Origin of the sequence: Tenacibaculum agarivorans (assembly GCF_001936575.1) — a bacterium.
GTDB lineage: Bacteria > Bacteroidota > Bacteroidia > Flavobacteriales > Flavobacteriaceae > Polaribacter > Polaribacter agarivorans.
Genome location: NZ_MSMP01000021.1, coordinates 36,862 through 49,371 on the forward strand (window position 1 = coordinate 36,862; position 12,510 = coordinate 49,371).

At 28.5% G+C, this 12,510-nt stretch carries 16 protein-coding genes; 8 read left to right on the plus strand and 8 right to left on the minus strand.

Annotation, left to right across the window (positions count from 1 at the left end):
- The first annotated feature begins 58 nt into the window (after positions 1 to 58).
- From BVC87_RS23475 to BVC87_RS15520, 4 genes are all read left to right on the plus strand, one after another.
- Positions 59 to 223 carry a hypothetical protein gene (locus BVC87_RS23475; protein WP_159439372.1) on the plus strand — a complete coding sequence of 55 codons (165 nt, stop codon included), beginning with the start codon at positions 59 to 61 and terminating at the stop codon, positions 221 to 223.
- An 862-nt stretch (positions 224 to 1,085) separates the two neighbouring features.
- A complete protein-coding gene (locus tag BVC87_RS15510) occupies positions 1,086 to 1,517 on the plus strand; it encodes an RpiB/LacA/LacB family sugar-phosphate isomerase (RefSeq protein ID WP_075343310.1) in 432 nt (143 codons plus the stop codon).
- Between the two features lie 14 nt (positions 1,518 to 1,531).
- The gene (locus BVC87_RS15515; RefSeq protein WP_075343311.1) at positions 1,532 to 1,972 is read left to right on the plus strand and encodes a GNAT family N-acetyltransferase; all 441 of its coding nucleotides are present in this window, start codon (positions 1,532 to 1,534) and stop codon (positions 1,970 to 1,972) included.
- Between the two features lie 16 nt (positions 1,973 to 1,988).
- Entirely contained in the window at positions 1,989 to 2,516 is a 528-nt protein-coding gene (locus BVC87_RS15520) for a hypothetical protein (protein ID WP_075343312.1), read from the plus strand.
- A gap of 189 nt (positions 2,517 to 2,705) precedes the next feature.
- On the opposite strand, the gene BVC87_RS15525 is transcribed toward BVC87_RS15520, so the two are convergent.
- A complete protein-coding gene (locus tag BVC87_RS15525; protein WP_075343313.1) occupies positions 2,706 to 3,287 on the minus strand; it encodes a pseudouridine synthase in 582 nt (193 codons plus the stop codon).
- A 68-nt stretch (positions 3,288 to 3,355) separates the two neighbouring features.
- The gene (locus tag BVC87_RS15530; protein WP_075343314.1) at positions 3,356 to 4,246 is read right to left on the minus strand and encodes a DUF2167 domain-containing protein; all 891 of its coding nucleotides are present in this window, start codon (positions 4,244 to 4,246) and stop codon (positions 3,356 to 3,358) included.
- A gap of 101 nt (positions 4,247 to 4,347) precedes the next feature.
- Here BVC87_RS15530 and recA point away from each other — a divergent pair, with 101 nt between their 5' ends.
- From recA to BVC87_RS15545, 3 genes are all read left to right on the plus strand, one after another.
- Complete coding sequence (recA, locus tag BVC87_RS15535; RefSeq protein ID WP_075343315.1) at positions 4,348 to 5,355, plus strand: recombinase RecA; 1,008 nt, start codon at positions 4,348 to 4,350, stop codon at positions 5,353 to 5,355.
- A 169-nt stretch (positions 5,356 to 5,524) separates the two neighbouring features.
- Complete coding sequence (locus BVC87_RS15540) at positions 5,525 to 6,025, plus strand: hypothetical protein (protein ID WP_075343316.1); 501 nt, start codon at positions 5,525 to 5,527, stop codon at positions 6,023 to 6,025.
- A gap of 134 nt (positions 6,026 to 6,159) precedes the next feature.
- The gene (locus BVC87_RS15545; RefSeq protein WP_075343317.1) at positions 6,160 to 6,702 is read left to right on the plus strand and encodes a GNAT family N-acetyltransferase; all 543 of its coding nucleotides are present in this window, start codon (positions 6,160 to 6,162) and stop codon (positions 6,700 to 6,702) included.
- Between the two features lie 7 nt (positions 6,703 to 6,709).
- Here BVC87_RS15545 and BVC87_RS15550 read toward each other — a convergent pair whose 3' ends face one another.
- Entirely contained in the window at positions 6,710 to 7,231 is a 522-nt protein-coding gene (locus BVC87_RS15550) for a hypothetical protein (RefSeq protein WP_075343318.1), read from the minus strand.
- Positions 7,231 to 8,412 carry a hypothetical protein gene (locus BVC87_RS15555; RefSeq protein ID WP_075343319.1) on the minus strand — a complete coding sequence of 394 codons (1,182 nt, stop codon included), beginning with the start codon at positions 8,410 to 8,412 and terminating at the stop codon, positions 7,231 to 7,233. The genes BVC87_RS15550 and BVC87_RS15555 overlap by 1 nt, the downstream gene beginning before the upstream one ends.
- 171 nt (positions 8,413 to 8,583) lie before the next feature.
- On the opposite strand from BVC87_RS15555, the gene BVC87_RS15560 reads away from it, so the two are divergent.
- Positions 8,584 to 8,997: a type IV pilin protein gene (locus tag BVC87_RS15560; RefSeq protein ID WP_075343320.1), complete on the plus strand. Its 414-nt coding sequence runs from the start codon at positions 8,584 to 8,586 to the stop codon at positions 8,995 to 8,997.
- Between the two features lie 369 nt (positions 8,998 to 9,366).
- Here the strand turns inward: BVC87_RS15560 and BVC87_RS15565 are convergent, their stop codons facing one another.
- The 4 genes from BVC87_RS15565 to BVC87_RS15580 are packed head-to-tail and all read right to left on the minus strand — an operon-like array spanning position 9,367 to position 12,506.
- Positions 9,367 to 10,494 carry a type II secretion system F family protein gene (locus tag BVC87_RS15565; protein WP_075343321.1) on the minus strand — a complete coding sequence of 376 codons (1,128 nt, stop codon included), beginning with the start codon at positions 10,492 to 10,494 and terminating at the stop codon, positions 9,367 to 9,369.
- A gap of 2 nt (positions 10,495 to 10,496) precedes the next feature.
- On the minus strand, positions 10,497 to 10,949 hold the full coding sequence (locus tag BVC87_RS15570) for a PulJ/GspJ family protein (protein ID WP_075343322.1): 453 nt from the start codon (positions 10,947 to 10,949) through the stop codon (positions 10,497 to 10,499).
- Positions 10,936 to 11,277: a hypothetical protein gene (locus tag BVC87_RS15575; RefSeq protein WP_075343323.1), complete on the minus strand. Its 342-nt coding sequence runs from the start codon at positions 11,275 to 11,277 to the stop codon at positions 10,936 to 10,938. Before BVC87_RS15575 ends, BVC87_RS15570 begins: the two co-directional genes overlap by 14 nt.
- Entirely contained in the window at positions 11,265 to 12,506 is a 1,242-nt protein-coding gene (locus BVC87_RS15580) for a bactofilin family protein (protein ID WP_075343324.1), read from the minus strand. Before BVC87_RS15580 ends, BVC87_RS15575 begins: the two co-directional genes overlap by 13 nt.
- Positions 12,507 to 12,510 lie beyond the last annotated feature (4 nt).

Below are 12,510 nucleotides of genomic sequence, written 5' to 3' on the forward strand. Positions count from 1 at the left end.
AGAAAAATGTAACATATCTAAAATTCTCTCGTCTATATATAAAAACAACTACTTAAAAGTGAAAAACTTACGTAAAATAATATTATTATTTCTTTTGATTTTCTTAACAGGAATCATTATTGCTGCTGTAAGTATAAACACCACTTTAGATAAAAAAGAAACCTCTACTAGTCTTACTTCTAAACAAGACATCACATATCTGATCAAGTTATCTAATTTCTAAAAGTTAGCTATAATTTACAACAATTAAGAGTTACTTATTTTTAGCAAAAGGCATTAAAAAAGCATAGTATCACTTTTCGATACAATTTTACTTTTGATTTCGATAAACCCAATCACTAGTAAATTACTATCATTAATAGCCGTTTCACAAAATTTTATCAAAGGTTTCAAGCAAACAAGGATTTATTATTCAAGATTCACGTTATTGAACTAATCTTCAATTTAAATGCTTAGTAAATCTAAAATCGTATGTGTACTATTTCGACAACAATATTTTCAATTGAGTTAATCAGTTTTACTTACTCAAATAAAATATGAATGATCAATTTCTAAATTTCGTTATTAACACTTTATATTATTATAGAATTCTTTCTTTTTAAATTTAAAAAAACAATACTGCTTATAATAGTGTGTTAATTTGTGGAATTGATTTGTGAAAATAAATTTGGTTTTATGAGTTATTAAATGAAATGAACAATTTATGAGTATAAAATACAGCTGAAAATCAACTTAAAAGTAGAGTTATTAACAATCTGAATTTATTTAAATCCACTTCTTTTTATGAATAGTTAATTTCTTGTTCATTGTAAATAAATTGTAAATTTTATGTTGATAAAATTGAATTAAAAAACTAAAAAAAAAGTTGCATAATTCACCTAGCCCGCTGTATTGTAAAAAAAACTCAAAAAGCCAAAAAATCTTTTGATAAACTTCTTAGGAGTTCTTAACAATTTAGAAAAATTGGTAAGTGTTTTATTTTTAAAGCTTTAGTACCCTTTTCAAAAAAAGCATTGTTAATTACTGTTGATAACCGTTAATAACACTATTTTTGTGGCCAACAACACAATTAAAATCAAGAAATTATGACTATTGCTATTGGTAATGATCACGCAGGGACAGAATATAAGTTTGAAATCATCAAACTATTAGAAGAATTAGGTCATACTGTAGTTAATTTTGGAACGGATGATAATGGAAGTATGGATTATCCAGACACAATTCATCCGACAGCTAATGCAGTTGAAAGTAAGGAAGCCGATTTAGGTATTATTTTATGCGGAAGTGGTAACGGAGCGCAAATGACTGCGAACAAACATCAAGGTATTAGAGCTGCACTATGTTGGAATAATGAATTGGTAGCTTTAGCTAGACAACATAATAATGCTAACATATTAACAATTCCTGCACGTTTTGTTTCTTTACAACAAGCATTAGGCTTTGTAAAACTATTTTTATCTACTGATTTTGAAGGTGGTCGTCACCAAAATAGAGTATCTAAAATCGCTTGTAGTTAATAACTAGTTAACAAATGGAATTTTTAGTAAAATCTTTTAATGAGCTCTCTTTAAGAGAGCTTTATAGTATATTACAATTACGTTCAGAAGTATTTGTTGTTGAACAAGATTGTGTATATCAAGATATTGATGGTAAAGATGATAAAGCTTTGCATGTTTTAGGTATAAAGAATAACCAAATTGTAGCCTATACTCGCTTATTTAAACCATTAGATTATTTTGAAGAAGCAAGTATAGGAAGAGTTATTGTTAAGCAAGAAGAACGTAAATATGGTTATGGTCATGATTTGATGAAATTTTCTATAGATACGGTTATTAACAAGTTTTCTACACGTAGTATAAAAATAGGAGCACAAACCTATTTACAGAAATTCTACGAGTCACATGGTTTTCAACAAGTAGGTGAAGGTTATATTGAAGACGGAATTCCTCATATTCATATGATTAGAGAATAATTAATTTTCTAATGGGATGATCATAGATATCATTAAAGTTATATTATTGCCGACCGTTATAGGGGGAATTCTTTTGTATTCTGATTATAAATCAAATAAAAGAATACAACGAAATGTTCATAACCAATTTACACTGAAACTAAATAAGAGTTATTTATGGATAGGAATTATTTGTTGTTTGTTTGGTTCAGTACTTATGAGTGCGGCAATTAAACACTGGAATAAAGATATATATATAATGTCTTCACTTACAGTATTATTCTTTTTAGTAATGGGTAGTATAGTTCTGTTGTGGTACTATAATTATGAGTTGGTTTTTGATGAGAAAAGAATAATAGCTTCAGATTGGAAAAGAAAGAAAATAACTACTAAATGGAGTGAAATAGAAAATATTAAATTTAATACAATATCAGGATATTTAAAACTTTATTCTAAAAATGACAGAATAGCTGTACATCAGCATTCAATAGGTTTTGTAGAATTTTTAAGATTTATGGAAATGAAAACTAATTATACGAAAGAAGAATTAAAGATTCCTTTTTAAAAGATAGCAAATTAACGTGAACCTTGCTTAAAGAAACTCCTGTCACTTCGAGTAAAATTATTTGTAATACAATGGAAAATAATTTTGTATCGAGAAGTATTTCACTAGTTCTCGATAAAATTTTACACCGTTAGCACTTTGTAAAATCACTCGAACTGACAAAAAAGTTTATCCAAGATTCACGTTAAATTAATGTATTAACTGCATCAAATCCTCAACTTCAACCACTCCACCTGAAGGTAAATCATTCAACCAAATATTTCCTACACGTACTCTAACCAAACGTAATGTTGGAAAACCAACTGCAGATGTCATTTTACGAACTTGCCGGTATTTTCCTTCTTGTAAAGTAATAGAAATCCAGGAAGTTGGCCCGTGACGATCGTCTCTAATTTTCATGGAACGTTCTGGAAAGTTAGGAGTTTCTATACTCTTTACTTTACAAGGTTTTGTAAGATATTTTTCACCTTTAATTCCAATTTTAACACCAGTTTTTAATTGCTCAATTTCTGCGTTAGTAATAGCTCCATCAACTTGAACGTAATATTCTTTTTCTACTTTACCTCTTGTAGTAATATAATCACTTACTTTTCCATCGGTTGTTAATAACAATAATCCTTCAGATTTTACATCCAATCTACCTATAGCCATTGTTCCTTCAGGAAAATCATGTAATTCTCCTAACATTTTCTTTTTTCGTTTAGTTTGATTGTTGATAAACTGAGAAAGAAAACCAAAAGGTTTATGAATAATAAAGTGTTTATGTTTCATATTGTTATAGCAATAGTATAAAAAAAGCGGGTAAAATACCCGCTCTCATATAAAAAGAACTCTATTTTTTACGCTTCTTCACTCTTTGTTCCGAAAATTCTATTTTTAAGTGCTCCAAATATACCTACAACCGCAATAGCAATAAATTTCCAAAACTTTAATATCAAAGCAAAAAAACCAGCTTTAGCTAATAATTTTCCAGCGATTAATCCTCCAATACCATATGCAGCAACCTTGTCTATACTAGCATCAAAATCTGCATAAGTATTCCCTTCTGTAAATGCAACACTACTCAATATTTGATCTACATTATTTTTAACTAAAGGCAAAACATCCATAGTCCCAATAGCATTTAAGTTTAAATATCCAGATCTACCTAAAACCCTAATGTTATAGTTTAGTGTATTAATACTATCTGTTCCAAATTTTAACTCTTTAGCCCAGTGTAATTTTTTGGTATTTTCATCATAAAAAGGCTCAGAAGCCCAACCTACTAAATGTATAGAAGGGTAACCTAATTTTTCTCTTTGTTCGTTTGAGGCATCAGTATCATTTTGCATTTCAGATAAAAGATCATTGTAATCAATATCTTTAGCATCTTCATCATTAATATATCCATCATCAGAATAGGTTATCTCCACAGCATAGGTAAAATTATCACTAATAGGACCAACATTTTCAGGAAATAACATTCCTAAAACTTCAGAAGGAGGATTTCCCCATAAATCAGTTAAAACCATTGAACTCTGTTCTGCATCTAAAAATTTGTAACCCGTAGGAACATTTATTTCTGCCAAACCATTATCTAATACTACTTTTCCTGTTTTGTAACTAAAACTAGAATTGATACTATCAATTTTCTTTTGAAATTCGTTATTAGGAGTTTCAACAATCTCTTCCTGAGAAAAACATAGGAATGACAAATGAATAAAAACAACTGATAAAAGTAATTTTTTCATAGAATTTTTTTTTAATTGAATTAGGGTGCAATTATACAAAAAAATGCATTAGTTTTTCATAACTTAGCGCATCTTATTTTACAAAATTTTTTAGCAATTTTATGGCAGCAGATAAAGAAAAGGAAGCGAAATTAAAAGCGCTTCAACTTACTCTAGATAAATTAGATAAGTCTTACGGTAAAGGTACCGTAATGAAGTTAGGAGATAAAGTTATTGATGATGTAGATGCAATATCTTCTGGCTCTTTAGGATTAGATTTGGCGTTAGGAGTTGGTGGATATCCTAGAGGAAGAATTATAGAAATATATGGACCTGAATCTTCTGGTAAAACTACGTTAACCTTACACGCTATAGCAGAAGCACAAAAAGCAGGAGGAATAGCAGCATTTATAGATGCAGAACATGCTTTTGATCGTTTTTATGCAGAAAGTCTAGGAATTGATGTTGATAATTTAATTATATCTCAACCGGATCATGGTGAGCAAGCTTTAGAGATTGCTGACAATTTAATTCGTTCTGGAGCAATTGATATTGTAGTGGTAGATTCGGTAGCAGCATTAACGCCTAAATCAGAGATTGAAGGTGAAATGGGTGATTCTAAAATGGGATTACATGCACGTTTAATGTCGCAAGCTTTACGTAAATTAACCGCTACTATTAGCAAAACGAATTGTACTGTAATTTTCATTAACCAGTTACGTGAAAAAATTGGAGTTATGTTTGGTAATCCAGAAACAACTACTGGTGGTAATGCATTAAAATTCTATGCATCTGTTCGATTAGATATTCGTAGGAGAACACAGATTAAAGATGGTGATAGAGTAATTGGAAACAGTACTAAAGTGAAGGTGGTAAAAAATAAAGTTGCACCACCATTTCAAACGGCCGAATTCGATATTATGTATGGAGCAGGAGTTTCTAAAGTAGGAGAAATTCTTGATATTGGTGTAGAACTAGGTATTGTTAAAAAGAGTGGATCTTGGTTTAGTTATGGTGATACTAAATTAGGTCAGGGAAGAGATGCTGTAAAAGGCTTAATTAAAGATAACCCTGAGTTAATGGAAGAGTTAGAAACTAAGATTAAAGAAGCTATCGAAAATCAAGAGTAACTTTTACAAAAATAATCATACAAAAAAATCGGCTAATTTATTAGCCGATTTTTTTATGGATTTAAAATTTAGGTAAAATCCCCAATTTTATATACACTAACAAATATTGTTTTTATTTCATAGCAATATTCTGTAAATTAGGTTGATATAAACCATACCCCCCAATATTATGAAACCTTTTAATCTACTATTTTTTCTGTTTTTATTTCAGTTTTCTTTAGCACAAGAAAATGATTCAACAAAAATGATTAACGAAGCTTTATTAAAAGCAAAACAAGAGAACAAACACGTTTTTATTAATTACTATTCTACTAATTGTAGGTTTAGTAAAAAAATGAGGAGGAAAATGAATAAAGATTCTTTCAAAGAGTTATTCAGTACCAACTACATTATTGTAGATATTTTTATACCTAAAAAAGAAACCTCTGATTATGTAGACTGTACCAATCCAATGAAATTTTTTGGTGAGAGTAATTGTAAAGAGATAAAATTTCCATTTTGGTGTATATTAGATAGTGATGGAAATGATATTGTTGTTTCCTATAATGAAGGAAATAAAAATATAGGTTATCCTGATTGTAAAGAATCTATTCAGCGTTTTGTTGAGGTAGTACGAAGAACTTCTCACTTTTCTGATGTAAAGCTAAATTTGATTGCAGCTTCATTTTAAGGATAAAAACCTGAAGAATAGTTACTTTATAAAGCATCATATATGTTTTTAAACATAAAAGAATAAACATGTGTAATTTTCAGTTCTATTTTTAGTCTCTACATTTTATAACTAGTTTCGTTATTAAAAAAAGAATGATACTAGTTAACGAGAAAATTTCATTGCAAGAAATTTCAAATTCCGAAGCAGCAGATCTTTTTAACTTGATGAAAGAAGTATACCCACAAGCCTATGATTATTTTTGGCAAGATGGAGGAGATTGGTATGTGAATACACAATATTCTGAAGAGAATATTAGTAAAGAATTATTAGAAGAAAATGCTGAATACTTTTTTGTGCTTTATAATGGCGAAAAAGTAGGAAATTTTAGAATTATTTGGGATAAGACACTAGATAACTATAATGAGAAGAAAAAGTCTGTTAAACTCCATAGAATTTACTTACATAGTAAAATTCAGGGTAAAGGTGTTGGCAAAAAACTATTAGAATGGTTAGAATCTACAGCATTACAAAAACAATATGAGTTGATTTGGTTAGATGCTATGGATGAAAAGCCACAAGCATTTCAGTTTTATAAAAAAATAGGGTATCAATACCATTCTCACTGTTTTTTACCTTTTGATTTATTACATGATAGGTATAGAAAAATGAGCCAGGTATATAAGCTATTGGTTTAGTTTTATACTATTGATTTGAAATTACTTTTTTAAATAGTAATTCTAGTACTAAATATTCATTTCTTCTAGCGTAGTCTTTTTTCTTTTTAAAACTGTACGATTTTATTTCACCTAAACCTTCTTGTTCGAAATAATTTAAAAACTGAAGCAAGGCATTAAAATCTCCTTTTAATGTGATAGGGTAAACTTGAGATGCAATAGCGTTATCTAAAATTTCTACGCCATTATTAAATTCAATAATTTCAATTTTATCAGCATTTTTATACGTATTGATTTTTTTCAATAAAATTTGCTGAAATGAATTGTTTAGAAAAACATTTTCAGCAGCCAATATAGAGTCTATATATTTATCTTCTTGTTTTAAAAAGCGAATATTTGATGTTATATTTTCAGCAGTTTCTTTTTCTTTGATTAAGTTTTGATACGAATTTTTTAATTCAAAAGTACTTTTAAAACTTACAAAATAAAGTATTGGTAATAGCAATATAAAACCAATCAATACCATGATATTTTTTCTTTTATAACTCATTATTTGATCAGAATTAAAAGATGAAAATTCGTATTCTTTTTCCTTTTTTCTTTTTCAGTAGATAGCTCTAACAATTTCTCTACCCACTCCTTTTTTTCAATTTCATCTATCCAGTTTGTAAACTCAACATAATCATTTAAAACACCTTTAACTTCAATTTCTTTTCCTTTAAATTTAGCTTCTTTTCCCTCTTTTAAAACGCCTACTAAAGGTTGATAGTTAATTTCAGTAAGGACAATGGATTTAGGAATTGAAGTAACAATTTGATCTGTATATTTCGCTACAGAAAAAGAGGAAGAGTTTTGTAATTCTGCTACTAATTTTTTCTTTTTAGTAACATTATCATTTAACTTTTTTAGGGTAAGCTTAGCATCCTTTTTAATTTCTAATTCTTGTGAAAGTTGATTTACTTTGGTATTGTAGTTATTAAAAAAAAGAAAGTTAATTAACACCAATATGAAAATTACACCTAAAGCGACTTTATATCCAAGATTAAAGAGTTTTTGATCTTTAAAACTACTAACCAATTCTTTTTTATACTGAGTAGTGTTGTATAGATAAAAGTTAACAATAGCTCCTAAACTAAGTAAATACTCACTAGTGATGTGTAAACCATTAATATCATAGTCATTGACTTGAAAATGTTTAGAGATCGATTGAATAGCGTTTTGTTCGAGTGTTAACTTTGCATTTGAAGTGAAAACATCATTTGATGAAATCATTGGTATAATGGAACTTATAGATAAGTTTCCTAAAGCAATATCTAATACTTTTAGATCGTTAGAGTTAAACTCTTCTAATATTTGCTGAACATAATCTTGTCGTACGATAGAAATGAAACTTGTGTTTGGTGATTCTTCTATTTGTAGATAAAAATCTTGTAATGAAAGTGTTGGAAAAGCACTTTTAAAAATACGTGTTTCATTATCATCTAGAGTAGTAACAGACTTAGATAACACTTGCTTATTGTTGAGTAGTACAACCAAATGCTTTTGATCTATCTTTTTAAGATGCTCAAATAAACTTTCAGTAGTGAAAAATTTATCAGAATTAGCAAGTAGTAGCTCTCCTTTGCTTTTAGTGAGTTGTAAACAATATAAAACTTCATTGCCCTCTGAATCAAAAGAGTATTCAACAGCACAGTATGTATTTCCGAAAAATAAATGATCTTTCAGAGCCATTTAATATGTATTATTGATGAATTGCAATGGTTTGGTATGTAATCTTTCATTTTTATAGTATAGAAAGATTATAAAGCTCTTTTTCATTTTTATTATTTTAAACTGAGTGTAAAAGTATAAAATAATTTCTTTTTTATAATTTTGCAGGTAAATAAAATCAATGATATTGATATGAAATTGAAATCTTTAAATAAAAAAGTAGACGCCTTTAACTTACAAGAATTATTAGTAGTGATGGTAATTATTGGTATTCTTGTGTTAATAGCTATGCCTTCTTTAATGAAACAAGTTACTAAAGCCAAAAGTATTGAAGCTAAAATTCAATTGAATCATTTGTGTAGTTTACAAAAGGACTACTTCTATTTGAACTCTAAATATTCAAATAATTTTAATGATATAGATTTTGAACCACCAGCAAATTTAGAACAAGGTGGAACAGCATATTATAGCTATGAAATTATTGAAGCTTCTACCAATTCATTTAAAGCCAGAGCAACTGCTGTTAGTGATTTTGATGGTGATGGTATTAGAAATGTTTGGGAAATAGACCAAGACAAAAAATTGAAGGAAGTAGTTAAAGATTAGTTTGTAAAGATTTTTACAAAAGAAGAATTTAAGTTCAAGACAAAAAGAAAATATCTTTGTAAGTAGACCCTAAACGTTTCCTGAGGTTCTCGAAGGAAATGAGAAAGGGAGATGAAGCAATCTGTTATTTGAGAGACTAGATGCAAGAAAGAAGAAAAGAGACAATTTATACTGCTACTGAAGTACTGGAAACTGCCAACTAATAGTAATGAGATCACTTCATTATTTCAATTCCTCGTGATAACGGAAAAAATGAACGTCTTTGCGAGTGGAACGCAGTGGAGTGAAGCAATCTGTTTTTGAGAAACGAGAACCAAAAGCCAAGAAAATAGACATATTAATACTAGTACTGAAAACTATTGACTATTATTAATTAATAACCGTACTTAAGTTAAACATTGGTATGTACATAGCTACTAAAATAGTAGCAATAACAACACCTAAGACTAAAATAATTACGGGCTCTAATACAGAACTTAACATTTTAGATCGGTATTCAATATCTTTATTGTATTGTTCTGTTAGACGTTGAAAAATTACTTGATTTTGGTTAGTTTCTTCAGCTACTTTTATCAATGCAGCCATTTTAGAATCAAATACTTTGTGTTTACTGATACTTTCAGAAAATGATTTTCCCAATAAAATATCCGATTCTATAGTTTTTAAAGCGTTTTGTAATGGATAAAATGTAATCATTTTTTGTGTGAGCTGAATTCCATTTAACAAAGGTACTTTAGCTCCAATTAATAACGTTATCGCTTGTGTAAACTGCGCTATTTTTACTTTTCGTAAAAATTCCCCAATAAAAGGTAATCTTAGTACCATAGTAGCAGAAAATCGTTTATACCATTCTTTAGATTTAACAATACTTCTAAAGATCATCCATACAGCAATCATGACAAGAAATATCCAATAATATGCTCTGAAAAAATTAGAAACGTTAATTATTTTTTCAGTTATCCAAGGCAATTTAATACCATTTTGTTTGAAAATATCAGCAAACATAGGCACCACAAATTGCATCATAAAAATAACAGCAAAAAAGGCTGTAAAAAGAATAATTATAGGATAAGATAAGGCATTAATCACCGTTCTTTTTTGTTCGTTTTTTCTTTTATAAAAAACACTTAATTCTTCAATTACCTTATGTAAAGTTCCTGTTCTTTCTCCAATTTGAACAGAGTAAAATTCATAATCAGAAAATGCTTTGTGCAGTTGAAGTGCATCGGAAAAATTCTTTCCAGAAATTAAACCTTGTATAATGGTTTGAAACAAGTTAATATCTTGTTCTTTTTTCTGTTCTTTAGCAATAAGATCTAAAGCATCTTTTAATTCTAAACCAGCTTGTAATAATACATACAATTCGGTATAAAAAGCTTCCTTTTTTTTATTGGTAAAAGAATTACCAAATAAAGAAATTTCTTTTTTCAGGATTTGATCAATGTCAAAACTGTTTTCCGTAGTATTTTTTTGTACTTTTTTTATTTCAAATCCCATAATTAATCATTTACATAAAAAGCAGCATCTTTTTCAGCATATACAAATGAACTTCTGTTATTCACATGTTGAGCTTCAAAACGAAAAGCATCTATAAAACCCGAGTTTACTTTTTTACCATCTAATAAAAACGCACTATTATGTATGGCAATGGCAAATGTATCCTTATTTCTAAGAACGTAAGTGTCTTTAATTTGATACATCACTGAATCCAAAGCATTTTTAAATTGCACGTTATTATTTCCTTTCAAATTACCGATTCCGTAGTTGTTAAAATCTTTATGTATTATTTTTTCAAATCGTACCAATTCTTCTTTTTTCTGAAATCGATTTTGAATAGATCCTACTTGTCTTTTTACCATAGATAATGCCATAAATGCCATAGATACCACAATGGTAGATACAATCATTACTACAATTAATTCTGTAAGTGTAAAGGCGTCAATCTTCTTCATTTGCAATGAGTTTTTTAATTAACTTTTTATTGTTCTTTTTAGCAGTAATTTCAAAGTGTATCCATTCTATATTATTTTCTTTTTCTTTATGTATATCATAGCTAAATTTTCCATCGCTTGACACGTAAGGAAGTTGCAAAGCATTGGTATTGTATTGATATATTAATTCATGAAGCACAGTATTTTGTTCATAATTATCTCTTTTATGTATGCTACGGAGTAAATTACTTAAAATTGCCATAGCTATACCAAAAACCAAAACTATAATTACGGTAGCTACTAAAACTTCATTTAAAGAAGAGGCTTTAATTTTCTTTAATATAACCATTTTGCTACTGACTTTTTATTAGAACTAATTCCTAATCCAACATATTGTTGAGGTAAATTTATAGCATTTACACTACCATTATAAATGTGGTTTATATATACGCTTCCGAATTGTCTGGTGATAAAATTATCAGCATATACTTCACCTTTTACATTCCCTAATAGTTCTACATTTCCTTTACAGAAAACTTCACCTGTTACTTCAGCACTTTCTTCTATTTTAATTTGTGGAAAGTAGCTGATTTCTTTTGATTCTTTTTTAAGAAATACTATTCCTCCTTTGATATCACTTTTTTTACCAATAAAAATGCCGTGATCATCTTCTATTTTGTCTTTCTTATAATTAATGACAAGAGCTGAAGGATAGAATAAATTCACTTGATTATCAACAGTAATTTTTTTGGTTGCTATAGCTTGAAAATTTCCTTGTACCCCCGATTTAATTTCTATTTCAGGAGCTTTTAGTATAATATCTTCTAAAACAGTCTCTTTTTCAACAGTTATTTTGCTATTTGATGTGATAATAATATTTCCTTTTAAAGTAATATTTTGAAGTCTTATCGGTTGATAATCTGAATAGAATAAGGTTTCTTTATGAAAAGACTGTACCAATTTCATATCTTCTTTTAATTCGAAGTTATTGGTAGAAACGATAGTCGTATTTTCGAGTTGTTTGATTCTATTATTTTCAGGCAAATGAGAAGCACTTTTATAAGAGTTTCCATGAATTAGTCTATTTCCATAAAAAGAAGTTCCTGCAATATTTCCTCTTTTTACCCCTTGTTTTGGTAAAAAAGCATTTCCCTTAATGTGAGTAGTCCCTACGAGAACTAACGGAGTATTTTTTTCCGTTAAGTAAATAGCTGATTTATTTTGTATTTGATTTCCTATTAAACCAATTTTTTGAAAACGTTCTTTATTCACTTTAGCCGTTATGCTAACCACATCAAAAAGTCCCCATTTTTTTTGATATAAAAGTGTCTCTTCTTTTTCGTTTTCAGAGAATTTTAATTGATTTTCTGTATTGTAAGTTAGGTTTTGTGTAGATAGATACCTAAATCCGTTAGTCACATTAAAAACTGCCTGTTTATACAAGTTGTTTTTTTGAGCTATTTTATGCTGTACGTTAATTAATTGAATAAAAGCGGCTAAAATAATCAGTATAATAACAGAAACAACCAACACGTATTGCAATGCTCCTGCGTTCACTTTTTTGTTCCACTTCCACATCTTT